A 25,178-nucleotide genomic window follows, 5' to 3' on the forward strand; every position below is an offset into this window, starting at 1 on the left:
GCGAACCGTCCTGCGACGGTTGCGGATGCAGCAAGAAAAGCTGTGGCGGCCTGCTGAGCAAGCTGTTCGCCAAGAAGAGCAGCTGTGGTGGCTGCGACAGCTGCTGTGCAGAACCCGCCTGCGGTTGCGAAATCGCTTGCGAACCTTCCTGCGGTTGTGACATGGGCTGTGACAGCTGTGGCTGCAGCAAGAAAAGCTGCGGCGGATTGCTGACCAAGCTGTTCGGCAACCTGAAGAAGAAGAGCAGCTGCTGTGACAGCGGATGCGACATGGGCTGTGACACCGGATGCAGCAGCTGTGGCTGTGGCGCTCCGATGGCTGCCCCGATGGCCGCTCCGGCTCCTTCGGCCGCTCCGATGCCGCCCGCTCCGGTCGTCGACCCCAGCGCCAGCATCTCGCGTACTCGTCGCGTCATCCAGGCCAGCGCCAGCTACGCTCGCTGAAATATGCAAGCAAGTAGCACGCTGTAACCTTCAGACGTGATCTATCAACGGCCCGCAGTCGCGAAAGCACTGCGGGCCGTTTTTTCGTGCGCCCTTTGTTTCTTCTAGGGTCGCCCCCTGCCCCGTCCACCCGGTTCCGTGTCGACTACCCGATTCCGGAACGGAGCGGCCCCAATTCTTTACGTTGACACACCGCCCAGCCTTTTAGTATTTCCCAGCTTGCAACCGGTTTCACGACGGCGTCCGGCGAATTCTTGATCCGCTCGAACCGACGATTCCCAAACCCTACAGGCAAGCGAACCGATGAAAGCAGTCATACTGGCCGGTGGACTCGGGACACGGCTGAGCGAAGAAACGTCGGTTCGACCCAAACCGATGGTCGAAATCGGAGGGCATCCGATCCTTTGGCATGTGATGAAGATCTATGCCAGCCATGGAATCAGCGATTTTGTGATCTGCGCGGGCTACAAGGGCGACTCGATCAAACGCTATTTCGCGGAATACTTCATGCGAAATGCGAACGTGACGTTCGATCTGGCTGCCAACCGCGTGACCTACCACGACGGCCAAGGTGAACCATGGAAAGTCACCGTCGTCGACACCGGACGTGACACGATGACAGGAGGACGCTTGAAACGAGTTGCGTCTTTTCTGGACGATGAAACGTTCTGCATGACGTACGGCGACGGCGTGGGGAACGTCGACATCGGCGAAAGTATTCGTATGCATCGCCGGTGTCGCCGCGACGCAACGTTGACGGCCGTGCAGCCACCCGGTCGCTTCGGCGCCCTTCGCTTTGATGCCCAAGACGCCGACCGCATCGGCTGCTTTCGCGAAAAACCGGTCGGTGATGACGCTTGGATCAACGGCGGCTTTTTCGTGCTGGAACCTTCGGTCATTGATCGCATCGATGGCGATTCGTGCATTTGGGAACAAGCCCCACTGCGAGGTCTGGCGGACGACGGCCAGTTGACCGCTTTTCGGCATCCAGGGTTTTGGCGTCCCATGGATACCTTGCGCGACAAAATGGAACTGGAGAAACTCTGCCAGCAGGGGACCCCGCCATGGTTCCAAGCTCCGTCGACTCCTCTCCGCATCGCCGCATAAAGCGAAAGCATGTCCAAAGACTTCTCTGGCTGCTTCGGCGGCGTATTTAATGGCCAAGACGTGTTGGTCACAGGTCACACGGGTTTCAAAGGTGGTTGGCTGTGCCACTGGCTTGCGCAGTGTGGTGCTCGGGTTCACGGTCTTGCCATGGATCCCGACGACGGACACAGCCTGTTTGCAACGATTCAGTTGACCAAGGATTTGGCCGGCGACCACCGAGGAAACATTGCAGATCGCCAAATGGTGTCGGATCTGGTGCGTGAGATTCGGCCGAGATACCTGTTTCATTTGGCTGCGCAGCCATTGGTCCGCCAGTCGTATCAATGTCCGGTCGAAACATTCGAAACCAATGTGATGGGGACCGTGAACGTTTTGGATGCGCTTCGTTCGGCCGGTCATCGCTGCAATGTCGTGGTGGTCACCACGGACAAGTGCTATCGCAATCGCGAATGGGTGAACGGGTATCGTGAAGACGATCCGTTGGGCGGCCATGACCCCTATAGTGCCAGTAAAGCTGGGGCTGAAATCGTCACGTCGGCCTATCGGGACTCCTTTTTCCGAAACAGCCCGATTCGAATGGCGTCGGTCCGTGCCGGCAATGTCATCGGCGGCGGTGACTGGGCGGCCGATCGCTTGGTGCCCGATTGCATTCGGGCGCTGACGCATAACGAGGAAATCTGTGTCCGGAATCGTCACAGCACTCGCCCGTGGCAACACGTTTTGGAACCCTTGTCCGGATATCTACATTTGGCCAGCCGATTGGAGATGGCCGATGATGCTGCCCCATTTACTGAAGCGTTCAATTTTGGTCCTCCGTTGGCCAGCAACCGCTCCGTTCTGGATTTGGTTAAAGAGCTGATCCGTTATTGGCCCGGACGCTGGCGTGACGCAACGGATCCGAACGCCGTTCACGAAGCGGCACTGTTGAACTTGGCGATCGACAAAGCACACCACACGCTCGGCTGGACTCCCGTTTGGGACTTTCAACAGACGGTTTGCCAAACCGCCGTGTGGTACCAGACGCATCATGCGGGCGAAGACATTCGTGCGTTCACGACGGAACAAATCCGACGTTACGTCTGCGATGCGTCCAATGCCGGCCTGTGCTGGACAGGCAAGCGGGCAGTTCAACGTCGCGCTGCGGCATGATTTGAACACCCTCCTTTGACCGGTCATTTCTGAATCGCACTGCACGCGAATCCCCCAACGACTGACATGCAAGACTTCGCGGATTTCTCCGACCAAACACTGAAAGAACAGATTCTTCAGATGACCGCCGAATACAGTCGGCGTTGCCATCAACAGAATCGCCCGGCTGATGACGCCGTCACTGCCAAGTTTGTTGCTGGTGAAACGACCATCCCTTATGCGGGGCGGGTTTTTGATGAACAGGAAGTGGTCGCAGCGGTCGATTCGACACTGGATTTCTGGCTGACCCTTGGCCGCGAAGGCGAGAAATTTGAATCCGGGTTGGCGGACTATTTGGGCGTGCGGCGCAGCTTGTTGGTCAACAGCGGCAGCAGTGCCAACTTGGTCGCTTTGTCAGCGCTGACCAGCCATAAACTGCCGAAAGAAAAGCGGATCATGCCCGGCGATGAGGTCATCACCGTTGCCGCCGGATTCCCGACCACCGTCAGCCCCATCATTCAGTGCGGCGCGCGGGCGGTGTTCATTGACGCCGATCCGGTGACGGGCAACCCAGAATGCGAACAGTTGGAATCCGCGTATCGTCCTGGGAAAACCAAAGCCGTCATGTTCGCCCACGCACTGGGCAATCCGTTCGACCTGTCGGCAACGATACAGTTTTGTCGGCAGCACGATTTGTGGCTGATCGAAGACAATTGCGATGCATTGGGATGCGAATACAGTGTTCCCGATGATTCTCCGGTGCAATCAATGGATCCGAAAGCGGTCCGCGATGATTCGGGACGCTTGTCCAAGCCGACCGGCAGTTGGGGCGACCTGTCGACACAAAGCTTCTACCCGCCACACCACCTCACGTTGGGTGAAGGCGGCGCGGTGAATGTGGTCCGCCAACCGGCGTTGAAAGTTTTGGTGGAAAGCTTCCGGGACTGGGGACGCGATTGCTGGTGCCCGTCTGGCAAGGATGACACTTGCAACAAACGCTTCGCTTGGCAACTCGGCGAACTGCCCGAAGGCTATGACCATAAATACATCTATAGCCATCTGGGATACAATCTGAAGCCTTTGGACATCCAGGCCGCGATTGGCGTGCAACAGTTGGCAAAGTTGGACCGCTTTGTGCAAGCGCGCAAAGATAACTGGCAACGTCTGCGTGCCGGTTTGGCGGACCTGGAAGACGTGATCGAGTTTTCGCTGCCCACTCATGCGACCCGTTGGAACTCCGATGGCAGCTTTGACTGGGATTCGACCGGATGCCGGACCGAGTGTTCCTGGTTCGGTTTCAAAATGTCGGTCCGTGATGGAGCTCCGTTCGGTCGGACGGACCTGGCCCGACACTTGGATCAAGCCAAAATCGGCAATCGAATGCTGTTCGGCGGAAACTTGGTTCGTCAGCCCGCATTCGTGGCTCTTCGTCGCGATAATCCCGATGCGTTTCGCGTGATCGGTGATTTGACGGGAGCCGATGCGATCATGAACCAGACGGTCTTCATCGGGACGTTTCCGGGACTGACGGGACCGATGATCGACTACATCATCGATAGCATTCAACAGTTCGTGAAATCTGCCCGCCGCCGACCGCTGCGTCAAACGGCTGCCTAAGAACCGGTTTTCGGTTGGTCGACGCATCCGACGTATCGCATGACCTCGTTTTCACGGTAGGCAATGGCACCGGGAATCAGTTTTCCGGTTGCCCCCCAATGTTTCCACCAATGACGACTGAATTCCAGAATGGATTGGGGGTGGCCTGATCCCAGGTTGTGATACGACGCGACTCCCGATTCAGTAGCTCCGGATTCGCAAGCATCCAACAGCCGTTTCGCGACGTCTTGCACCGCAATGAAGTCACGAATCTGTTCGCCTTTGGTCATGGGGAAATCTTCGCCCTCCAATGCTGCTTTTCGAAGCGACGGCCAGAGCCGCCCCTCCGCTTCGCCCTCGCCGTACACCTGAAACAGTCGATAAACTGAAACTCGGGTTTTGGTCGTTGCGGCAAAGCTGCGGAGGGCTACTGACGCTGCCGCTTTGGACGTCGGATAGGTTGCCGTCGGCTCCAGCGGCGCGTCCACCGGAATGTGCTCGTATCGTTCACCCGATCGCCCGTATTCAAAACACGATCCGGTAACGACGAATCGGTCGACGCCGGCGGTCACTGCCTTGCTCAGGGCGTCAAGCGATACAATGACGTTCCAATGCAAGCACCGTTGCAATGTATCGTACGGCGGATTGGTCGAATGCGCCGCCAGGTGGGCCACAACATCCACGTCCGTGAAGTCTTCCGGAGTCAGTTCGGACAAACATCGATCCAGCCATCTCGGTTGCTGGGGCAATTCAATCCTGCACCCACGGTCGGCGGATCGGCGAACGCCGGTCACCTGATGGCCACGGATGACCGCCTGCTGGACGAAGTGAGAGCCGACGAATCCCGTCGCGCCTGTGACGAATAGATGCATGATGTTGATCCGGAATGGCAAAGCTTTGGTTGGCATCACTAAAAGGGACTGGCAAATTCGTCCAATGTCGGATGCATTTGGTCCCGTGGAGAAAGAGAGACCGATGATTCGTCGCACGGCCAAGACATGCCAAAACTGTCCCAGCGAATCCCTGCATCGGATTCTGGATGATGCTCGCGGTCGGTCTTGTAGATCAGGCAACTGTCGTCCGCGAGCGACAAGAATCCGTGCGCCAGTCCCTTGGGAATCCACAACATTTGTCGGCGCTTGCCAGATAGTTCAACCGACAGGTGCTTGCCATAGTGCTCTGAATCCGTGCGCAAGTCTAAAACGACATCCAAGACACGTCCTGCGATGCAATAGACAAGCTTGTGGTGGTCATGGGGAGGCAACTGGAAATGCATCCCACGCAGAACGTGCTTTCCCGAGATCGAGAAAAACTCTTCACGCACCTTGAATGACAGACCTTGCTGTTCGAATAGCGGGTGGTGAAAGGTTTTGACGAATTCGCCACGTTGGTCCACGTGCTGGAATCCATCGATTAAGTAGACGCCGGGCAGGGACAGTTCGGCAAATTCCATGGCGGATCAAAGCTTTAGGTGCTTGAAGGATGAGATTCGTTTTTGATTGCCGGCCTGGAAAATTTGGCTAGCGTTTCCATTCACGAAGCGTGTCTTTGATGCGTCGTCGCAGCGACCGTTTGCTGGTGTTTTCCAAATGTCGGTTTTCACGCAGCACGTCTCGCAGTACGGCAACCATATCGGCGTCACCGCAATCGGCCATGATGGTACGCAAATGAGACCGCCAAGCGCTTTGACGTAGTGGTCCGATCCATTCATCCGGGACGGATTCAGTGAGATTTGCATCGTAAAGGTATTCCCAGCAAATGGAGGCTTTGCACAGTGCGTAGTGCGCCCGCAAATTAGCGGACGTTTGGATTCGTACCGCCGGACTGTCATCGTTGTAGGTGAAGCTGGAAAGGATTTCGTCAACGAAACCGCCACGCTTGGACAGGAAGCTCCGAAGGGTCAACTCGAGATCCGGAAACGACATCATCCCGTTGTAGGTTTTTCCACAATCCGGAATGACCGACAGGCAAGACGCAGAAAAGATCCACGCATTGATGTCACCGAATGGATTGAAGGTACTGTCGTCGATCGACAACAGCATTTCTGCTTTTTGTTCCGGCGTTAAGTCGGCGTGAATCTTCTGCCGAAATTCGTGGACTCGGTTGTAATAGCTCCCTCCAAGCTTGGGATCGTTGCTGATCACTTTTGTCAAACCGACGGCAAAGTCCCAGTCATTGGCCTGCATCTTTTGAACGACCGGGCCGGGATCCGCGACACAGGCGTCGTCGCCCAGACAGAGCTTGCGATAGTCCGCCGTGCCGTACCGCAACGCGGCGATCCAGCTTTCATTGATGGGCAGCACGTGCTCGCTGCGGTGAACGACCGCACCAAGGCGGTCCTGCCAGTGGGCGATTCTTGCGGACGATTCGTCCGTGCTGCCGTTATCAAAGAAGACAAACTCGCATTGATCCAAATCGACGTAATCCACGAACGAATGCAACACGTCATCGATGTATGCACCCTTATTGAAAATCGGGAAACACAACGACAATCGTGGCACGGGTTGGGGCATCGGTTTAGCAAGCAAAGTGAATTGACGTTTCGATCGGCCCGGCGTTTAGGTTCACGTTGAACGCATTGCGTTCGGACGCCGGCCAGGCGAATGTCGGGCCATGATAGGGATTTTGCCCTGATTTCCTACCTTTCTTCCACGCTCGATTGCGATCTGTCGTGTCGGCCGGCATCGATTCGGCTTTCGTCGCGTCCGGCCCTTTTGCTATACGCAGACGTTGTGTGGAAGGCCAACCCTTTCGGTGAAGGCCGGCCGATTCCGCCTGTTCGAATTTCGCCCGCCCTTCCAAATACCCAGGTTTCATGAACGTCGCCAACGAAACGATTCATGTCGCGTTCGCGGTCGACGGTTCCTTCGCGTCGCTGTCGTGTGTGGCCGTCGAATCGGCTGTTCGGCACTGTGAACACGACGTGCATGTGCATGTCCTGCACGATCCGGCAGCCGACAAGCGTTTCGGACCTCTGCGGCGTGTCCTGAGACGCCTGGGAACCCAACATACGTTCCACCCGATCGATCCGTCCTGTTTCGCCGGGCTGCCCGTCACCGACCACGTCAGCTTGGCCACATACTATCGCCTGGCGATCGCGCGATTGATCGATGAAGCGGTGCCACGGGTCATCTACTTGGACGCGGATTTGATCGTTCGCGATTGTCTGTCTCTCCTTGCCAACGTTCCCCCGCATCCGTCCGGAATCGCCGCGGTGCCGGAGCCGAGTGATTCGTCGCAGCGTTTGGGCATGACACCGGAGACCCCCTATCTGAATGCCGGGGTGTTGGTGATGGACTTGGATACTTGGCGAAACGACGGAGTCACTGAAACGCTGTTCGACATTGCCGAAAAGCACCGCGACCGGTTGCGATTCTGGGACCAAGACGTTTTGGCCCTGTATCTGCAAGGACAATGGCAGCCGCTGGACCGGAGATGGAATTGCAACCATCGCTGCTTTTTCGGCCAGCATCGACTAGCTCTGCCCGACGATCCCGCGATAGTCCATTTCAGTGGTTCGGGACTGAAGCCCTGGAGCCCCAACGTCGTTCATCCCTATGCGGAAGAATTCTGGCGGATCGCCGACCGGCTACGACGCGACGGTGTGCGGATCGACCGACCGGGCAAAAAGGACTGGTGGCGGCGACGAATGGAAAAACTGGGGATCCGGCGACGAGCGGCCTGATCAATTGAACTGATACCCCGATCATTTAGGGCAAGACGATGACGCATCATCCCACACGGATCACCGTGATGATGCCCAACTACAACAACGCAACGTACGTCAGTCAGGCCATCGCATCGGTGATGCGCCAGACCTGGCAATCGTGGGAATTGTTGATCGTCGATGATGCGTCAACTGACGATTCCGTTGACGTGATCCGTGCCGTTGATGACCCGCGGATTCGTTTGGTGATCAATTCTCGAAACGAAGGGATCAGTGCCGTGCGCAACCGGTTGCTGGAACTTGCAAGCGGTGATCTTGTCACTTCGTTGGACAGCGATGATGTCTTCTACGGTGACGATAAGCTGGAACGTGAAGTCGCGGCGCTCGGCCAACCATCGTGGGGGCGTCCCCAAGTCGCCTTTTCCGACGTGATGTTGATTGATGGTTCGGGAAACGATCTGGCGTTGGTCAGTGAACAACAGCCGTTGCGTGAAGGCCCCCTTTTTCATGGCATGTTGCGTCGGTCCGTGTTCATCCCACGCGACTATTTGGTGAATACCGATGTTGCCCGATCGGTCGGCGGTTTCGATACGACGCTGAAGATCTACGAAGATTGGGATTTCAAGTTGCGATTGGCCCGCCGCGCGAATTTTTGCTTTAGCGGAGTGACCGGGATTGGATATCGCCGGCATGGAAACGGCCTTTCCAGTGCGTCTTCGGCAGAGCACGGGAAAGTTCAATCGCAAATCCAGATGCGATACAGCGGTTTGGCCGTTCGGTTGGATTCCAAGGGACGCGTGACGGATCGAAAGGCCGCGTGATGCAAGAAGCTAGCGATATCCATACCAATGGCGAATCAGCGCAAGGGCCCTGCCCGCTTGCCTTGATCGCATCGCAGCCACGTGCCGGATCGACGCTATTGCAAACGATGCTTGGCAAGCACCCCGACGTCGTCTCGGCGGGTGAAACCTGGTTGCTGCTGCCGCTCGTGTATGCGTTGGAATCACGCACGCACGGTCACCCCATGCCGTTTGACGGGGAACTGGCCGATCAGGCGGTCGATGACTTTGCCAAGTCGATGTTGCCCGGCGGGCGACGCAGCATCGAGCGGGCGATGGCGACAATGGTCAATGGGATTTTTGATCAGGCTCGAAACGCGGCGGGTCAAAAAATTTTGATCGACAAGACGCCACGCTACTACCGGATCATCGATGAGATTTTGCGAATTCTTGACGACGTGCGGATGGTCCTGCTGATTCGCAACCCGTTGGCCGTTTTCTCATCCATCCTGGATACTTGGATCCGCGGTAACTGGCCCTACATCGCAGTTCACCGCGACGATCTACTGATGGCTCCGGTGCATCTGGCTGTAGCGTCGGAGTGTGGCGACCAGCGTTTGCGGACCGTTCGCTACGAAGACCTGACGGCTGATCCCGATTCGGTGTTGGCGGATTTGCAGCGGTTTCTGGGGCTCCAGCCGACTGGCGGATTGGCGGACTATGGCGAAGCGACACAGCGGCGTTTCGGCGATCCAAAGGGGATCGGACTGCATCGGTCTGCCAACGCACAGTCGATCGACAAATGGGTTTGTCGTGCCGGTCAGGACCCGGTGCATTGGCGGATGCTTGACGACTACCGTCAGATGCTTGGCAGCGAATTGCTGAATCGATTGGGATATGACGATCGCCAGCTGGCCGACCAGTTGGCACAAGTTCGACCCAAGGCGGTCGGACTCGTTCCGCCATTGACGACGTTTCTACGAAGTCCAGTGCGATCGAAAATGCGACGATCCCTCAAGTCGCGAATCCGATTGGCTCAGGCGATTTCCCAGCGTCCGACGACACCGTTGACCAAATCGGCGTAATACAGTTTGCCGTCGACGCCTTGTTTGATGTCGGTGATCCACTCGGCACCGGTGGCGAACACGCTGCTGCCCAGCAAGGTGCCGTCGGCGGAAACGTCCGCGTGGCTGACGATGCCGCGACCAAAGTCGTTGTAGAAAAGATCGCCGTCATACTGCGGACCATAAACCAGTTCCGTCGCGACATCGCCCACGACCACCACATTGGGGCCGGTGCCGTGTGGAATCGCAATCAGTGCCGGCGTCGCATAGACGCTGCTGTAGATCGCTTGTGACTGGGCCAGATTTTGATAGGTCGGCGTCGGCCGATTGGTGCCTTGGCCGCCTTCGTAAGCGGGCCAGCCGAAGTTGGTGCCTGGGTCCCCGGTGTTAATCTCTTCGAAGTTGCTGAGTCCTGTTTCGCCGATGAACAGTCGACCGGTATCCGGATCGACGGCTAATCGCCACGGGTTTCGCAAACCGAGTTGATAGACCTTGCTGCGGTTGTCATCAGGGTTTCCGTTGTAGAACGGATTGTCCGACAGGCCTTGCCCCGTGTAGGGATCAATCCGCAACACTTTGCCCGAAAGACTGTCGGGGTCTTGAACGCGGAACGCGCGAACGTCGGTCTGGTTGAAACTGGCGCCGTCACCGATCGACACGAACAAATTGCCGTCGATCCCGAACTCTAGCGAACCAACCGTATGACTGCGGCTGTCGCTGTTAATGAAGTCATTGATGTAACTGCCGTCCGGATTCTGGCCGGCCGGAGGTTCACCAAAGTTCAAGGTGCTGTCGGTGAACGCGTTGAAGTTGTTCCAAGTGCTTTGGCTGCCCAGAAGCGTGACTTCGCTGCCGGGAACCACCGATGTGAATCCTGTCGATGCGTCCAAGGTGACGCGGATCAGTTGACCGGCGCGATTGCCCTGGCCGTCGGGGCCGGCATAGATGTTTCCGACGTTTTCGTAGACTTCGGGCGGGTCCACGGTGTACAGCAGGTAGAGGTATCCGTTGGACTGGAAATCCGGATGCACGGCGATGTCAATCAGCCCGCGGTCTTGAAAATCATTAACGCGATCGGCGATGTCGATGACGGTGGTCACCGCGCCCCCGTCGCGAACCACTTTGACACGCCCCGGTTTCTCGGCAATGTAAAGATTGCGACCATCGTTGGACCATTCCAGAGAAACCGGTTGGTCCAGTCCTGAATACAGTGCAAGCTCGGTCGGTGTCCCGGTCGGATAGGTCGGTGGATCGGCCGCGGGCGTATCCAGGGTGAAGGTCCAAGAATCAATGTAGGTGTTGTTGAACGCCGTACCGGTCGATCCGGCGAACCCAACGTATGCTTGATCGCCCACGGTTGCAGCTAGGTCGACGGTCGTTTTCAGGATTGCAAAGTCGGGCTTTTCGGAAGTCTCTGACAAATAGACCGCCAGCACATTACTGTCGCCGTTGTAATCAACCCATACATATTTCTCTGTGCCATCATTCAAGTCATAGGGGGATTGAATGTTGGCAAGCGGATAAACGGGCAATCCATCTTTGACGATGGTGATTTCATCGGCGTAGGTTTCATAAACATTTTTGAACGTATCAAGTTCAACCGCCAAGCTGTTGGGGACAGCGTTGTAGTCCAACCCGCCGGAGTAGTTGCCGATGTTTTGGGCGGAAGTGCCCGCAGGCGAATTCTGGATGACAAACGCCAGGCCTTCGCCCCCGGCGGAACCTTGTCCACCGGTGAATCTTGCCGTGAAGGAGGTTTGGAACGACGTGCCTTCACTGATCGGGATGGCGGTCGTGTAGTACGCACTGCCCCGTTGTTGTGCAGTTGCCGCGGTCAACTGCAGACTGCCGCCGGTGACCACGGCGTTTCCGTTCAAGTCCAGCCCGTTTGCGGAATCGAAGGAGGCATAAAGTGGCAGGTTGGAATCATCATCCAATATCTGGATGACTGCGGTTCTCGGTGCCAGTAGGCCCGCGCCGTTCGGATTGTTCAACCGGATGCTGAAAGATTCGGTCGATTCCGCCTGGCCATCGTTATAAATCGGGATCGTGACCTGCTTGCTGGTTTCCCCGGTGAAGAATGTCAACTGACCTGACACGGCGGCATAATCTTGGCCGGCAATTGCGGTGTCATCGGCGGTGAAGTACTCGATGGTCGCCGTCCCGTCGGTACCTCCGATTCGTTCGATGGTGACGGTGACGCTGCCGTTGGATTCGTCGACGGATTCGCCACCGGTGCCAAGTGCAAAACTGCCTTGTTCACCATTTCCCGGATTCCCACCACCGTAGTCGTACTGGAAATAGCCGTTGTCATGAAGGATGTCGCTGCGCCAGTTGCCGGGAATGATTCCCTGGCCGTTGACGTAGGTGCCAGTGCTGTAAGTGGATGCCGATTCCGATTCGAATGATTCACCGTCGATGCGAATGCGATCAACTCGTAAGTTCTGGTCATAGCCAAATTCGGGCTGATAGACTGCACCGATGAAGGCCACACGAACGTCGCTGGGCGCGACATCACCGTAATAGTCGTAGCTGTAAGTGGTGCCGCTGGTCGGTACGTTCAAGTACGTCCAAACGACTTCGTCTTTGACAACCAACTGCATCGCTTCGTCGCCTGTTTCACCGAAGGCGTCGATTTCAATCGTGGTGATCGTGGAGGTGCCGCCACCGTCTGACGCAAATTGGAAATACCCGTTATTCGTCAGGTACTCGCTTTGTCGATTGCCGGGCGTCACGCCGGTGTCAGGCTGCCAGGTCCCCGTCGAAAAAACACTGGGGGCTTCGGTCTCGTAAGTGAGACCGTCAACCACGATTTTGTCGACACGCAAGTTGCGGTCGGTTCCCGAGGCGGCATCATAGAAATCGTTGACGAAGTTGATTCGAATTTGATCGGGCGAAACTCCGTCAACGTTGTAGTAGTACGGCAGGAAGGTGCCGTCATTGGCGTTGGTGTCCCGGACGAACCAACTGTCGACGACTTGGCCGTCGATCTCCAATTCCATCAGTTCATCGGTGGTTTCGCCGGCCGCCCAAATTTCGATCCCAAGGTGCTCGCGGATTCCGGACAAAGCTTGTCGGTTCAGCAAGGCGGCAAATCGAACATCGCCGACGGTGAACTCTAGATCCCAATCCGCCACTGCCAAGTTCTCGCTCGTGTTGCCTGTCGCATCGTCGGAAGCTGCGACATCGACACCGGCCAACCGTGACAACAATCGTGCGAATGATTTGCCTTCGGGGCCACCAGCCACGTCGCAACCGTAAAGCAACAGGTCGGCATCGTATGCAAACGCGGAACGCCAGTGTCGGATCTGTTCTTGCTGGGTCGTCAGCGTCTGTTGGTCGATGGACTGGCCGGCCAAGCGAATCTGTCCGACGCTTCCGTGGCTGATGATGTGCAACGATCGGACGTCGCGGCGTTGGGAAAGAATTTGGCTGATCTGATCAATCGGATCTGCGCCCGGTTGCAACACGGCTATCTCAGCCGCTTCGGGCAGCGCCGATTCCCATTGGGAAAGATCGGTGATCTCGCTATCGATCAACACGAGGTGTTCGCAGCTACTTCGCGACGTCGCGTCGACTTTGCTGGCCACTGTTTCCGCCGCTACTGAGCCGGAGATTGGTGCCGCAGCAGCGACGCCCGCGTCGGCGGCCAACATCAATCGTGGTTCCAGAGAGGCGAGGGACCAGCGGGACGGACCACTTCCTGGACGGAAACTCTGGCGGCGTGAGCGGCGTGGCATCGGGGGGCCTGATAGCGAAGAGGGCAAGAACGCTTCTGGCCATCACGCTAGTACAAAGGCGGGCGAATTCAAGAAACGTTGCACCAACTTCCCAGGCGTACGAATCTTTTCTTTGGGTTGTGACGATTGTAGGCCAGAAATTTCCCGACCGGTATCGTCGTCCTGATGGCGCCCTTGCCGATGGAAGCCGTCAAGAGGCTACGCGGCTTGAGACTGTGGATGGGGCATCAAGGCGTTGCGGTGATAGACCGTCAGCACCGCGGGCATGCGATCTTTGATGGCAAACGTCGCATCCAAGTGAAGACGCCTGGGGCACGAATCGACGGTTCGTCGAATGGTGTCGGGACGGTCTGGCGCCACCGATGGTCTCGGGATCGGTTTTCGGCCGGTGCACCAATCGATGAACGGGTCCTTGGCCTGCAAGTATCCGTGCACCAAAACGACATTGGGGTCTTCAAGGTCCATCGCAAGTCGCTGCTCGGTGGTCAGGCGGATGCTGGGCGTGTCGGCATAGCCACCGGTGGTTGCCAAAATCTGGCCAAGGCGAGTGTCAAAAATTCCTTCGCGATGATCGTCGGGCATATGGCGAACCAGATCGTTTCGATAACAGGCGCCGCCGTTGACGTGTTGGCTGATCCAGGGCACATGAACGTGATGGTGCCGACGCCCCCGCCAGGTCCAGCGAGTTTTTCGGATCAGGCGATTGGTGTGTGGAATGACTGTGCCCATCACTAGAACATCACCGCACTGTCGCCATTGTGCATCCAACCGTTCAACCCAGTCGGGACGGACCGGGCACATGTCGGATTCCAGCCACAGCGCGAATCCGTCACCCTCCTGCTTTGCAAGGTGGTCCATGCAGTCCCAGAACATTGCGGAGGGGCCTTCGGGATAACCAAAGACTTGGCTAGGGCATTCGAAGTGTTGCACCGGAGCGACGGCTGATGCCGCTTTGTGCAAGCGATCGCTGGCGGAGGTCTTGGGACTGGCCGCCAATAGGAAGCGAAAATCCACCCGTGAAGGGCCGAAAGACTGCAAGTGACGGAGGATCAACGTGTAACGTTCGACTTCCTCTTCACAGTAATACGGCAAAATGATCGTGTGCACGTGTCAGATCCTGGGGTCATGCCGCTTGTTGTAGTGTGGATGGACGCTGGGATTGACGGGTGACGCCCAGACGTTTGCGGATAAAGTCCAGTTGAGTGTGCGTTTGGACGCGAGCATCCAGCGACAGGCGGAGGGCTTGGCGTCCGAAGGTCTGGCGTTTCATCGCGTTGCCGGCCAGGTCGGCCATGTAACGTCCCATGTCCGACCAATCGAATTCGTCGCACAGATATCCGTTGACGTCGTGGATCACTTGTTCGCAAATCCCGGCATGTCGTGTGGCGACGACCGGCAACCCGCGCGACATTGCTTCGCCGATGGCGACGGGCCATCCTTCCATCATTCCGTTGGCTGCCGTCACGCTGTGCTGAACAAACACGTCCGCTTGCAACATCTGGCGTCGAACCACCTCGGCCGGTTGGACGCCCAGCAACGTGACGTGATCTTTCAAACCCAGACGCTGAATGAGGTTTTCGGTCTCACCACGCATGGGGCCATCGCCGATGATGGTTAGTCGGCTGGCCGGATTCAGGCTTTGGCACAACGCAAACGCGCGGATCAAGTTCAGCGGCGACTTCATTTCACACAAACGACCGACCGCCAAAAACTGACAATTCGGACGTTGGGTACGAATCGACGTCGCGTCGGGTTCCAACGGCGCGCCGTAGGGAATCAACGCGACTTGTTCGGGGGACGCCCCGCGACGCAGCAGCCATTGTTGTTGATACCGAGCGACGGTGATCAGTCCGGCAAAGTTGCCGATGGACCGGACCATTCGTTCGCGTCCGCGACGCCGATGGACCAGACAAGACAGTCCGTCACCGTTGAATTGAACAAACACGGGGATGTCCAGATCGTTGATCGCATCCAACGTCGACAGCCCCACCGTGCCGTATTGGCAATGAATGGCATCCGGTCGAATGCGGCAGACCTGTTCCCGAAACCATTGCCGTTGATGCTGACCGTATCGTGTTCCTTGCATGCCGGGAAATCGAATCCGATCCCAATGCCGGCGTAAGCCCCGCAGCGGGTTGTTCATCGATTCGGGCACCGTTGTGATCGGGATCCCGGTCAGGTCGAATTGTTCGTGCTGATGTCGATGCCCGGCGATGATGTGCAGGTCCTGGTGGCGAAAGACTTGCAATTGGCGATACATCCAAACTTCGCTGGGCCGGATCAGATGGGGAATGACCGCCAGGATTTTCAGTCGTGACACGAGTTAGCGACTCCCTTCAGGGCGCTTCGACGGCGGACAGCCGGGAACGTTGCGAAGTTGGTAGCGGAGCTTTCCGCACACCGACAACATCCATAGGGGGACCCGCCAACCGAAGTCAACGTCGTTTGATGGGCGGACGATTTCGTCGCGGGCCGACGATCAGGTCACCGGTGCATCTGGATCGCCCGCGATCGTTCTGTCGCGGCGATGTACCCCTTGGCGCGGCGATGCATCGCGGGGGGCTAAAAAACACTCTGGCCACCGACGGTGCAAATTCGATAGGGTCGCGTGCGAACAGGAAATCCGTTGGTCGACAGCATCGTCGGCCCACACGTCCTTTCGAGCCGATTCATGCGTTCCTCCTGTCTGATCAACTGCCACAACTACGTCGACTATGTCGGCGAAGCGATCGATAGTGCGCTGGCACAATCGAAGCCGTTTGACGAAGTGATCGTGGTCGACGACGGATCATCGGACGGTTCAGTGGATCGCATCCGCAAGGACTATGGCGGTCATGCCAAGGTGCGTTTGATTGCCAAACCCCAGGGCGGTCAGCTGTCGTGTTTTCACGTCGGATTGGCCGAATCTAGCGGCGACTTGTTGTTCTTTTTGGACGCCGACGATCGCTATGCCCCCGAAATGCTGCGGCGGGTGACGGATCTGTATCAACGGCGACCCGAAATCGGTTTCGTCAGCACGGGGTATCGGCGGTTTGGTGCGATCGAAGGCTGGCATCCGCCGGCATCGGGATCTCGTCGACGCGGCATCAGTGTTGCTTCGGCCGTCCTGCACCGCTGTTGGATCGGAAACCCGACGTCGTGTCTGTCGATGCGTCGAACGATGGCCCAAAAAGTACTGCCCTATCCCGACGAATCGGATTGGCAGACGCGTGCCGACGACGTTTTGGTGCTGGGGTCGTCCATCATGGGGGCCGACAAGTATCACCTGGAGTTGCCGCTGGTCGAATATCGCATTCATGACCGCAATCACTTTGCCGGAAAACGACTGGGTGCGGTCGGCAAAATGCAATACGCCCTGTGCGTGGAACGAATGGTGAATTGGTACCTGCGTGCGGCGCGGGTGGATCGCGACAGCATCGCGTACCTGCTGCATCGCGAATTCCGCACCTGCGAACGTCCGTCGTCGAAAGAACTGCGTAGCTACCTGCGGATGCTGGGTCGCGGTCGTTTGCCTTGGTCCACACGCTTGGATTACGCCCTGAACATGGTGTTGCATTACGCCAATGAATTTCGGCGTCGCAAAGACACACCGTCGGCGGTCGAACCGGACGTGACAGTGACCGAATCACCCCGCCAGGCAAACGCGACAGGCACTTCCCAATCGAACGTCAAGGCGGCCTGAGAACCATGAAGCGGCCCTTGATCAGCATCGTGACGCCGTCGTTCAATCAGGCAGGATTTCTGGAACAAACCATCCGCAGTGTTTTGTCCCAGGCCGGACGCGGCAGCCGGTTCGACTTGCAGTACTTCGTCATTGACGGCGGTAGCACCGACCACACCGTCGATGTCATTGGCCGTTACGAAAGCGAACTTGCCGGTTGGTGCAGTGAACCGGATCGTGGGCAAACGCACGCGATCAACAAGGGTTTTCAGCGTTGTGACGGCGATTTACTGGCCTACATCAACAGCGACGACTACTACTTGCCCGGTGCTTTTGAAGCGGTCGTCGATGCCTGGGAAGCTGATCCACAGCGTGATTTCATCTTCGGCACCTGCCACCATGTCGACGAAGCGGGGGAGCTGATCCGTCCACAAACCGCCACCATCACAAGCTTTGTGGAGATGCTGGATCTTTGGCAGCATTGGCTTCGCTATTTCGACAATCGCAACTTTGTCCAGCCCGAAGTTTTTTGGACGCGACGACTGTCCCGGCAATTGGGCGGATTTGACGAGTCGCGATACTTTGCGATGGATTTTGATTACTGGCTTCGCGGCTTTGACGCCGGCATGCGGATTCACCAGATCGATCAACCGCTATCGGCGTTTCGCATCCATGGTGCCCAAAAAACATCGCAGATCGATCAGACCCGATTGGAACTGATGGCGATTGTCGATCCATATCTACAGCGACCCGATCCGCGGATCGATTCTCAGGATCGGGAACGTATGATCGCGCTCAACGCGATGGAACGGGCCATGATTTTGCAACGTGAGCAAAGTTCGACGATCAAGTTGCGAATGTTGGCAAAATTGGCCGCGAAACATCCTGTTCTGTTGCAGCAACGTTCCTATTGGCGTCATCTGCGACGTAGCGGCAAACGTTTGGTTCGCTGGCCCGCCCAACGCCGCGCCGCATAACGCGTTCGGCCTTCTCGGCGGCCGGGCGAAACTTGCACGCATGGCCCCTATTTGCATCCGGTTCACCCCAAAGATGGGGATTCAGCTGAAGTTTTTTGGCCGTTCCGGCGATACCGGTTTGGAAAGCCTTGTCGATCGATGGCTGTGACGCGGGAACGTCTCTGGAAGACTCTCGGTGTCGATGGCAGCCAGGCGGCGGGGTGGTCCGACGCCGCGAGGGGAGCTTCGAAGCATGAGAGCCAGCTGTCTGATCAACAGCCACAACTATGTTCGCTATGTCGGACAGGCGGTGCGGAGTGCCCTGGAGCAAACGATCCCGTTCCACGAGATCATCGTGGTCGACGACGGATCGACCGACGGGTCCCTGGAGGCCCTGAGACGCGAGTTTGCCGGACAGGGGACCGTCGAGATTTTGGGCAAGCGACAGGCGGGACAACTGTCTTGCTTTCATCACGGTTGTCCGCTGATTACGGGCGATGTTGTGTTCTTTCTGGACGCCGACGACATCTATGATCCCGATCTGGTCGATCGATGTGGGGCCATCTATCGGCAACGCCCCGACGTCAACTTTTTAAGCGTCGGCTTCCGTGAAATCGGAAACGTCCGCAATGTGAAACGTCGCATGAAACCGACCCGCGATCGAGGGCTAAGTGCTCTGGCGTCCGTCTTCAATCGGTCGTGGATCGGCAACCCGACATCGTGTTTGTCGATGAAGACGGATCTGTTGCGAAAGATCCTGCCCTATCCGCACGAAGACGACTGGGTGACCCGCGCCGACGACGTTTTGGTGTTCGGTGCTTCCTTGGCCGGCGGTCACAAGTATCACCTGGACATGCCGCTGGTGAACTATCGGATTCACGACCAGAACCACCACGCGCGGAAGCGGTTCGACGCCGCTCAAAAACTGGCTCACGCGCTGAAGCTGAATCGATTGATGGCGCACTACATCGATCGAATGGGGTACGACGTGCCGTCGCTGGGGTACCTGTTGCCCAGAGAGTTTCGCACGATCGAAAAGCCGACGCTGCGGGAATTGGTCAGCTATGCCAAGATGTCCTCGCGCGCCCGAGTGCCTCTGCATGTGCGATTGGAACAGTACCTGTTGATGGCAATCCACTATGCGCAACAGGTTCGCACGCCCAAGACGGACCCCGATGCGGTCATTCAGCCCGTCGGATCGGCCGAACCGGCATCGGACAACGCGTTCGTACCGCCAGGAATTGCAAAGCCGACCAAGACCGAGGCGAATTGCCCTGGAGGCAAGCGGCCACAGCGACGTGCCGCCTGATCCGTTGTGCGGCGCGGGTGTTTAGGACGCGGGTGACGGGTCATTGAATCGCCGGACAAGGCGACGCGAGTCAGGGTGGCGGAGGCGCGGTTGGTGACGCCAGAGTTGATGCTAGCAAGCTGGAGTTGGGATCGCGATTGACGTTGTCGGCGGAATTTTGCTATCGCATGTTTCACGCCCCCAATCCTTCGATCCACCAACCCTCCTGTTAGTCTTGGCTACGCATTGGCATGATTCTGATCGGTAAACGACCCGGCCGGCTGGGGAACGGGCTGAATCTGTTCGCCCACTTCATCGCCTTTTCGGTGCAGCACGATTGCCCGTTGGCCAACCCGGCGTTCTTCGAATACGCCCATCTGTTTGAAGGGACATATCGCAGCGGATTGGCGTGTCGCTTTCCCGCCCAACCCGCGTCGATGGTGCCCTCGCCATGGGTGCGAAACGTCGCCTATCGGGGGCTGCATGTCGTCCTGGCGTCACTGAATGACACCGGCATGGTTCGGTGGCCTTTACGGATCCATTCGATCGATTTGACGAAAGACTGCGATCTAGAATCCGAGGACTTCTTGCGTCGTGTACGCGACGGCAACTTGATCGTCCGCGGTTATCGTTTCCGCTGTCCGAATCTGGTGCGACGTCACATCAACGTGATCCGCGACTTCTTTCGGCCCGTTGAAATCTATCGGCGCCAAATCGACGCATCTTTGCAGGTGGCTCGGGACGGATGCGACGTGCTGATTGGAACGCACATCCGGCAAACCGACTATCAAAAATTCATGAACGGCGATTGGTTCTATCCCGTCGCTCGGTACCACGCTTGGATGCGTGATCTGGCGAATCAATTTCCCGGCCGGCGTGTCCGTTTTCTGGTGTGCAGCGACGGCAACCTATCGGCGGAAGACTTTCCCGAGGTGGATGTCACGATCAACCGCGGCAGCCCCGTCGTTGACATGTATAGCTTGGCCGGATGTGACTATTTGATCGGCCCGCCCAGTTCTTTTTCGGGCTGGGCATCGATGTATGGCGACGTGCCGCTGCGAGTGCTGTATCCGCACGACCGGCACATTGGTCGGCACGAGTTTTGTGTTTCCGGCGATGTCGATTTTTCGACCACCGCCGCGGCCGCCTGATTTTTCCATCGCGTTTACAGGTTTCAACCATGACCCATCAGGTCGAAGACGCCGAACTGATCATCGGCGATTGGCACCATCGATTCACCGGTGTCAGCGCGACGATTGCGACCATGTTGCCGGAAATGGCGGACAAAGAAAGGTTGGCCGTGTTGTCGGGCCGCGAAAGTCCGTACCCTCGTGTCGGCATGTGGCAGGCGATTCAGTTGTGTTGGCGTCGACCGGTGGAAAAGCCGTTTCGGATCCTGCACGCCCGTCGCAATATCGAACTTTGGTTGGGTCTGCTTCTTCGCAAGGTTTTGCGTCGGCCCGTCCGCGTGGTGTTCACGTCCGCGGCCAAGCGTCGTCATTCGGCGGTGCCACGTTTTTTGATCTCGACCGCGGACGTTCGGATCGCGACAACCGACGAAGCGGCGTCCCATCTGCGTGACGTGGCCGCGGTGATCCCGCATGGCGTGAATTGCCAAAAGTTTCGTCCCGCCGATGACCGCACCGGTGTGTTGCGGTCCTTCGGCATTCGACAGCAAAAGGCCGCGGCCATCGTCGGACGCATACGTCCGGAAAAGGGCACCGACTTGTTTGTCGACGCGATGATTCCTGTGTTGCAGCAACGCCGGGACGTGGCGGCTTGTTTGGTCGGGACCGCAACACAAAAGTTTGCGGAGTTCGCAGACGATTTGAAAAAGCGGATTCATGAAGCAGGCGTTACGGATCAAGTCTATTGGATGAACCAGTTGGGGCACGACGATCTGGCTCGTTTGTTGTCGGGCATTTCGATGTGCGTGGCGCCGGCTCGCTATGAAGGTTTCGGCTTGGTGCCGTTGGAAGCCATGGCGTGTCAGGCGGCGGTGGTCGCCAGCATGACCGGGGCGTATCCGCAGATCGTTGTGCCCGAAAAGACGGGTTTGCTGGTCGACTGTGGTGACGCCGATGGTTTGTCCCAGGCGATCGCGAGATTGCTGGATGATGACACGCTGCGTATTTCGATGGGGCAGGCGGGACGTCAGCGTGTGATCAATCATTACAGCGCGGAACTGGAATCCCGGCGAATCCGCGAGGTCTATCGAAACCTTTGGAACAAGGCGGCCTGACGATGCGCATGGGTGTGATCATCAGCACTTACAATTCGCCACAGTGGCTGCAGAAGGTTCTGTGGGGGTATGAATGTCAAACCGATCCCGATTTTGAAACCATCATCGCCGACGATGGATCGGGATCCGAAACACGCCGGTTGGTGGAAGACTTTCGGCAACGCGGTCGCTTGAACTTGCGCCATGTTTGGCACCCCGACGACGGGTTCCGAAAGACTGAGATCCTGAACCGGGCGATCGAACAAAACGATTGTGATTACTTGATGCTGACCGATGGCGACTGTGTTCCGCGTCGCGATGTCGTCGCGTTGCACAAGTCGATGGCCAAGCCGGGACACTATCTGTCGGCGGGATACTTCAAATTGACACGGCCGGTCAGTCGTGCGATCGGGCAAGCCGACATTGCATCGGGCCGCGCATTCACGCATCGCTTCTTGCAAAACGCCGGGCAGCCACTGCGCTGGAAGAACGCACGTATCGCCGCCCCCGCCGTCATCGGCCGTTGGATGAACCGAATGACGCCGACCGTGGCGTCGTGGAACGGGGCGCAAAGCAGTACGTGGAAATCCGATTTGGTTGCCGCCAACGGATTCGACACTCGGATGCAGTACGGCGGCGAAGATCGCGAATTGGGCGAACGTCTGGTCAACGCCGGCATGAAGGGCATTCAGATCCGATACACCGCGATCTGTTTGCACTTGGATCACGATCGTGGTTACGTGACCGAGGAAATGTGGGCCAACAACGATCGGATCCGGCAACAGACCAAAGCATCCGGTCGCACCCGGACGCCCTGGGGTATCGTGGACGAATCAGTGGCCGCCGCCGCCTAGTTTTTCGCTTGGCGCAGTTTCCGTTCGTCGCATCGGAGTGTGTGTGTGCCGATGCGGTGCGGCCAAAAGAAAAGGTTGCCGAAGCATCGCTTCGGCAACCCTGTGGGTGATCGGTCTCGCTTGTGGGTACGTCGATGCGTCCGGTACGTCGACCAGATCAGGCCGCTTTGGCCGGAGCCGCATCGGTCCAGGTCGGGTCGTGACGCAACCAGTAATCGCGGACCCAGTCAACCGGACCGTGTCCGAACTTGCGTTTGGTGCCCCAGCGGTAATCGCCCAGCGGGACCACATCGATCGGACGCGGGTTGCCGTGGAACACGACGACTTTGGCGTTCTTGGGCTCGTGGATTTTCGTCAGCACTTGGTTGATCGGATAATAGTGCAAGCAGTGCCACTTGAAGCTGGACGTCCAAGCGAAGGGCCAATCTTGAGGCGACTGGGCGTTCTCGCTCAGGAAATCCTGATCCAGCGGAAACGCGTCGAAGCAGAGTTCCTTCTGGTCATAAAATCGGTGAAACAGTTTGGCTTGTTCGCCGGGATAAAAACCCAGAATCGAACCTTGCACGCCACGGTGCGGTCGCATGGCCAAGGGAACCATGCTCCAGATCGTCGGATTCCATTCACGCAGCGCGTGAAACCCGCCGGTGGATTCGATGCGTTCGAAAAAGGCATCCAGATCTTGGCGGACCATCACGTCCAAATCCAAGTACAACGTCGGCTGGTCGGCCGGAAGCAATCCCGGCGTGAAGATCGAAAGCTTGGGCCAGCACCCGCGACGTTGGTATTGCAGCGGGATTCCCAGATCCGGCATCGCGACACCTTCCACCCCGTTTTCCAACCCGCCCGGGTTGTCCGTCACACAGACGAACCTGTGGGGACGCTTCAGACTGGCGGCCACGGCGTTGCGTAGCACGGTAACGTACGAAGCGGGAAACGCGTCCAGCCAGCGGGTGCAGACCACGGTGACCATTGAATCAAACCTTCCATGCGATGCGGTCACGGACCGATCGACAGCCGGTCCTTTTAACACCGGCAAACTTAGGGGATTCCGGTTCCCAAACGCCATGGCAATTTCGCCCTTTTTGCCGGGCCAGCCGCCCCCAATGGCGGCTGTACGGAAGGTAAGCCGCTGGCCGATATCGACGATGCCCCGAGCGAGCCGATCGCCGAAAAGCATCCAACCGGGGCGGGAGGTTAGAAGAACGTCACCCGCCAGAAGTAGCACTTCATTGCGTAGTAGATGAAACGGGCGAAAAAGCCACGCTGGTTCTGGTAATACTGCACCAAATCGGCCAGCCAAAGCTCGGCGTCCCACAGGAAACCTTTCGCGGCGGCTTCGGCACGCAGCAGGCCCTCGAAGTTGGCTTCAAATTCGTCCGGTCCGGCGGTGTTCCACGAAAACCAGCTGATGTTCAGACGCTCCATCGACTGGTGACCATAAAAATCACCGTCGTATCCGGGAGCGTCGGGATCCCCGGTTCCGTCGTCGACATACTCGGGAAAATTCTGTTCGGTGTTCAGGATCGCGTACTTCTGCGCGACTTCCGTGACGTCGTCACTGGTCCAAGGCAGGTCGGATGTGTCGTATCCGTGATAGCCAATCGATGCGTTGGTGAAATCGACGCCCATGCTTTCCCACTGGTCTGCGATCGCCAACATCGTGCGTTCGTTCCAGCTGGCCGGTGTGACGAAGCTGCCCAGCACCAGGTGCGTCTTGGGTGCCCGGCGGCGGACACGGCGGTACAAGTCATAGATCGCCTGGATGTCATCGTCGGAATAGTCGTTGGGATGGTAGCCGACCGGTTCGTTCATCAATTCAAAGAACACGTGCGTTCGATTCTTGTAACGCTTGGACATCCAGTTCCAAAACGTGTTCAGGTACGTTTGGTTGTCGGTGTATCCGAATTGCCAGTCGTCAATCGGAATACCGCCGTCGAAATCCGGATCGGTGTACCCGAACACATCGTGATAGTTGATCATCACGTACATGCCTCGCTGGGCGGCCAAGTCGATGATGGTGTCAAAGTCATCGAACAGCTTGTCGCGTTCTTCCCGCAGCACGCGTTTAGCGGCTTTGCGATCACCTTCATCGGCCAAGCCTTGGCGATAGACGTCCTGCACGGTGATCGGCATGTAGGGATAGGGTTGATCGGTCACGTAGTCGCCGTGGGAACGTTGCCACGGGTCGAAGAAGACCAGCCGAATCGCGTTCACACCGGCGGCTTTCATCTGGTCATAGAATTCGGGGTCGCGTGCGTAATCGGTCTCCGGACCATGTTCGGTACCGATCAAATCACGCCGGTACTTGAACACCGGGATCACACCGCCGCGAAGCAGTTGTCCGGTCGAACCGGTGACCGTTTTGCCCCAGGCAGTCCGCCGGACGATGACACGCGGCGGGTCATTGACCTTTTTGGATGCCGACGGTCCACCATGCCCGGCCGGCTGTTTGGCGGTGACGCCGGTGGGGGCAAGCAGCAGCAGACAAGCCGCAAGGCTGAATGCAATGCGGGCGGGCCGAGTGTGAAAGCAACAAGAATTTAGCGACGAAAATTGCAGGCTCATGATCCATCTCTCGAGAGGCAAAGCGGCGGAATGCCGCACCCCCAGAGTATGGTAGGGCGTTTACCTAAGTGAAGCTGCCTGCAGAGGATTCGACACAATTTTTTCCCTG

General features: G+C 57.6%; 21 protein-coding genes. 13 read left to right on the forward strand and 8 right to left on the reverse strand.

Annotated elements, in window-relative coordinates; all coding sequences use genetic code 11:
• Window positions 1–161: 161 nt before the first annotated feature.
• The 4 genes from Mal65_RS26875 to rfbH all read left to right on the forward strand — a co-directional run bounded on the left by Mal65_RS26875 (window position 162) and on the right by rfbH (window position 4,295).
• Window positions 162–443, forward strand: a complete 282-nt coding sequence (locus Mal65_RS26875) for a hypothetical protein (RefSeq protein ID WP_196784483.1) — start codon at window positions 162–164, stop codon at window positions 441–443.
• 303 nt (window positions 444–746) lie between these two features.
• Window positions 747–1,550: a glucose-1-phosphate cytidylyltransferase gene (rfbF, locus tag Mal65_RS01590; RefSeq protein ID WP_145293034.1), complete on the forward strand. Its 804-nt coding sequence runs from the start codon at window positions 747–749 to the stop codon at window positions 1,548–1,550.
• Window positions 1,551–1,559: 9 nt separating this feature from the next.
• Window positions 1,560–2,699 (forward strand): CDP-glucose 4,6-dehydratase, encoded by a 1,140-nt coding sequence (rfbG, locus tag Mal65_RS01595; protein WP_145293036.1) that lies wholly within the window; start codon window positions 1,560–1,562, stop codon window positions 2,697–2,699.
• Window positions 2,700–2,765: 66 nt separating this feature from the next.
• Entirely contained in the window at window positions 2,766–4,295 is a 1,530-nt protein-coding gene (rfbH, locus tag Mal65_RS01600) for a lipopolysaccharide biosynthesis protein RfbH (protein WP_145293038.1), read from the forward strand.
• Here rfbH and Mal65_RS01605 read toward each other — a convergent pair.
• The 3 genes from Mal65_RS01605 to Mal65_RS01615 all read right to left on the reverse strand — a co-directional run bounded on the left by Mal65_RS01605 (window position 4,292) and on the right by Mal65_RS01615 (window position 6,787).
• Complete coding sequence (locus tag Mal65_RS01605; protein ID WP_231131258.1) at window positions 4,292–5,146, reverse strand: NAD-dependent epimerase/dehydratase family protein; 855 nt, start codon at window positions 5,144–5,146, stop codon at window positions 4,292–4,294. The genes rfbH and Mal65_RS01605 overlap by 4 nt on opposite strands.
• Before the next feature lie 38 nt (window positions 5,147–5,184).
• Window positions 5,185–5,727, reverse strand: coding sequence for a dTDP-4-dehydrorhamnose 3,5-epimerase (gene rfbC, locus Mal65_RS01610; RefSeq protein ID WP_145293042.1), 543 nt, complete (start codon window positions 5,725–5,727; stop codon window positions 5,185–5,187).
• Between the two features lie 67 nt (window positions 5,728–5,794).
• Window positions 5,795–6,787: a glycosyltransferase gene (locus tag Mal65_RS01615; protein ID WP_145293044.1), complete on the reverse strand. Its 993-nt coding sequence runs from the start codon at window positions 6,785–6,787 to the stop codon at window positions 5,795–5,797.
• A gap of 302 nt (window positions 6,788–7,089) precedes the next feature.
• On the opposite strand from Mal65_RS01615, the gene Mal65_RS01620 reads away from it, so the two are divergent.
• From Mal65_RS01620 to Mal65_RS01630, 3 genes are read left to right on the forward strand one after another with little or no spacing between them, the layout of a single operon-like run.
• Window positions 7,090–7,959 (forward strand): glycosyltransferase family 8 protein, encoded by an 870-nt coding sequence (locus Mal65_RS01620; protein ID WP_145293046.1) that lies wholly within the window; start codon window positions 7,090–7,092, stop codon window positions 7,957–7,959.
• Between the two features lie 38 nt (window positions 7,960–7,997).
• On the forward strand, window positions 7,998–8,762 hold the full coding sequence (locus Mal65_RS01625; protein ID WP_145293048.1) for a glycosyltransferase: 765 nt from the start codon (window positions 7,998–8,000) through the stop codon (window positions 8,760–8,762).
• Window positions 8,762–9,805: a sulfotransferase family protein gene (locus Mal65_RS01630; RefSeq protein ID WP_145293050.1), complete on the forward strand. Its 1,044-nt coding sequence runs from the start codon at window positions 8,762–8,764 to the stop codon at window positions 9,803–9,805. The genes Mal65_RS01625 and Mal65_RS01630 overlap by 1 nt, the downstream gene beginning before the upstream one ends.
• Here the strand turns inward: Mal65_RS01630 and Mal65_RS01635 are convergent.
• From Mal65_RS01635 to Mal65_RS01645, 3 genes are all read right to left on the reverse strand, one after another.
• Window positions 9,757–13,524, reverse strand: a complete 3,768-nt coding sequence (locus tag Mal65_RS01635; protein ID WP_145293052.1) for a DUF4347 domain-containing protein — start codon at window positions 13,522–13,524, stop codon at window positions 9,757–9,759. The two genes, Mal65_RS01630 and Mal65_RS01635, sit on opposite strands and share 49 nt — an antisense overlap.
• Window positions 13,525–13,722: 198 nt before the next feature.
• Entirely contained in the window at window positions 13,723–14,631 is a 909-nt protein-coding gene (locus tag Mal65_RS01640; protein WP_145293054.1) for a hypothetical protein, read from the reverse strand.
• Between the two features lie 16 nt (window positions 14,632–14,647).
• Complete coding sequence (locus tag Mal65_RS01645; protein ID WP_145293056.1) at window positions 14,648–15,844, reverse strand: glycosyltransferase family 4 protein; 1,197 nt, start codon at window positions 15,842–15,844, stop codon at window positions 14,648–14,650.
• Between the two features lie 351 nt (window positions 15,845–16,195).
• Between Mal65_RS01645 and Mal65_RS01650 the strand changes: the two genes are divergently transcribed.
• From Mal65_RS01650 to Mal65_RS01675, 6 genes are all read left to right on the forward strand, one after another.
• The gene (locus Mal65_RS01650) at window positions 16,196–17,206 is read left to right on the forward strand and encodes a glycosyltransferase family 2 protein (RefSeq protein ID WP_145293058.1); all 1,011 of its coding nucleotides are present in this window, start codon (window positions 16,196–16,198) and stop codon (window positions 17,204–17,206) included.
• Between the two features lie 5 nt (window positions 17,207–17,211).
• The gene (locus tag Mal65_RS01655; protein ID WP_145293060.1) at window positions 17,212–18,162 is read left to right on the forward strand and encodes a glycosyltransferase family 2 protein; all 951 of its coding nucleotides are present in this window, start codon (window positions 17,212–17,214) and stop codon (window positions 18,160–18,162) included.
• Between the two features lie 232 nt (window positions 18,163–18,394).
• Entirely contained in the window at window positions 18,395–19,450 is a 1,056-nt protein-coding gene (locus Mal65_RS01660; RefSeq protein WP_165701005.1) for a glycosyltransferase family 2 protein, read from the forward strand.
• A gap of 230 nt (window positions 19,451–19,680) precedes the next feature.
• A complete protein-coding gene (locus Mal65_RS01665) occupies window positions 19,681–20,580 on the forward strand; it encodes an alpha-1,2-fucosyltransferase (RefSeq protein ID WP_145293064.1) in 900 nt (299 codons plus the stop codon).
• A 29-nt stretch (window positions 20,581–20,609) separates the two neighbouring features.
• Window positions 20,610–21,671, forward strand: coding sequence for a glycosyltransferase family 4 protein (locus Mal65_RS01670; protein ID WP_145293066.1), 1,062 nt, complete (start codon window positions 20,610–20,612; stop codon window positions 21,669–21,671).
• An 8-nt stretch (window positions 21,672–21,679) separates the two neighbouring features.
• A complete protein-coding gene (locus tag Mal65_RS01675) occupies window positions 21,680–22,504 on the forward strand; it encodes a glycosyltransferase family 2 protein (RefSeq protein ID WP_196784484.1) in 825 nt (274 codons plus the stop codon).
• A gap of 157 nt (window positions 22,505–22,661) precedes the next feature.
• Here the strand turns inward: Mal65_RS01675 and Mal65_RS01680 are convergent, their stop codons facing one another.
• Both Mal65_RS01680 and Mal65_RS01685 read right to left on the reverse strand, forming a co-directional pair.
• Window positions 22,662–23,504 carry a hypothetical protein gene (locus tag Mal65_RS01680; protein ID WP_196784485.1) on the reverse strand — a complete coding sequence of 281 codons (843 nt, stop codon included), beginning with the start codon at window positions 23,502–23,504 and terminating at the stop codon, window positions 22,662–22,664.
• A gap of 194 nt (window positions 23,505–23,698) precedes the next feature.
• Complete coding sequence (locus Mal65_RS01685) at window positions 23,699–25,069, reverse strand: cellulase family glycosylhydrolase (RefSeq protein ID WP_145293068.1); 1,371 nt, start codon at window positions 25,067–25,069, stop codon at window positions 23,699–23,701.
• Window positions 25,070–25,178 lie beyond the last annotated feature (109 nt).

Origin of the sequence: Crateriforma conspicua (assembly GCF_007752935.1) — a bacterium.
Lineage (GTDB): Bacteria > Planctomycetota > Planctomycetia > Pirellulales > Pirellulaceae > Crateriforma > Crateriforma conspicua.

What these genes read in the sequence shown, in the direction of transcription:
- Mal65_RS01685 (WP_145293068.1), bottom strand. Translation starts at nt 25,069, where the DNA reads ATGAGCCTGCAATTTTCGTCGCTAAATTCTTGTTGCTTTCACACTCGG.
- Mal65_RS01625 (WP_145293048.1), top strand. Translation starts at nt 7,998, where the DNA reads ATGACGCATCATCCCACACGGATCACCGTGATGATGCCCAACTACAAC.
- rfbH (WP_145293038.1), top strand. Translation starts at nt 2,766, where the DNA reads ATGCAAGACTTCGCGGATTTCTCCGACCAAACACTGAAAGAACAGATT.
- Mal65_RS01650 (WP_145293058.1), top strand. Translation starts at nt 16,196, where the DNA reads ATGCGTTCCTCCTGTCTGATCAACTGCCACAACTACGTCGACTATGTC.
- Mal65_RS01605 (WP_231131258.1), bottom strand. Translation starts at nt 5,146, where the DNA reads ATGCATCTATTCGTCACAGGCGCGACGGGATTCGTCGGCTCTCACTTC.
- rfbG (WP_145293036.1), top strand. Translation starts at nt 1,560, where the DNA reads ATGTCCAAAGACTTCTCTGGCTGCTTCGGCGGCGTATTTAATGGCCAA.
- Mal65_RS01660 (WP_165701005.1), top strand. Translation starts at nt 18,395, where the DNA reads ATGAGAGCCAGCTGTCTGATCAACAGCCACAACTATGTTCGCTATGTC.
- rfbF (WP_145293034.1), top strand. Translation starts at nt 747, where the DNA reads ATGAAAGCAGTCATACTGGCCGGTGGACTCGGGACACGGCTGAGCGAA.
- rfbC (WP_145293042.1), bottom strand. Translation starts at nt 5,727, where the DNA reads ATGGAATTTGCCGAACTGTCCCTGCCCGGCGTCTACTTAATCGATGGA.
- Mal65_RS01635 (WP_145293052.1), bottom strand. Translation starts at nt 13,524, where the DNA reads ATGCCACGCCGCTCACGCCGCCAGAGTTTCCGTCCAGGAAGTGGTCCG.
- Mal65_RS01665 (WP_145293064.1), top strand. Translation starts at nt 19,681, where the DNA reads ATGATTCTGATCGGTAAACGACCCGGCCGGCTGGGGAACGGGCTGAAT.
- Mal65_RS01670 (WP_145293066.1), top strand. Translation starts at nt 20,610, where the DNA reads ATGACCCATCAGGTCGAAGACGCCGAACTGATCATCGGCGATTGGCAC.
- Mal65_RS01675 (WP_196784484.1), top strand. Translation starts at nt 21,680, where the DNA reads ATGGGTGTGATCATCAGCACTTACAATTCGCCACAGTGGCTGCAGAAG.
- Mal65_RS01655 (WP_145293060.1), top strand. Translation starts at nt 17,212, where the DNA reads ATGAAGCGGCCCTTGATCAGCATCGTGACGCCGTCGTTCAATCAGGCA.
- Mal65_RS01630 (WP_145293050.1), top strand. Translation starts at nt 8,762, where the DNA reads ATGCAAGAAGCTAGCGATATCCATACCAATGGCGAATCAGCGCAAGGG.
- Mal65_RS01620 (WP_145293046.1), top strand. Translation starts at nt 7,090, where the DNA reads ATGAACGTCGCCAACGAAACGATTCATGTCGCGTTCGCGGTCGACGGT.
- Mal65_RS01615 (WP_145293044.1), bottom strand. Translation starts at nt 6,787, where the DNA reads ATGCCCCAACCCGTGCCACGATTGTCGTTGTGTTTCCCGATTTTCAAT.
- Mal65_RS26875 (WP_196784483.1), top strand. Translation starts at nt 162, where the DNA reads ATGGGCTGTGACAGCTGTGGCTGCAGCAAGAAAAGCTGCGGCGGATTG.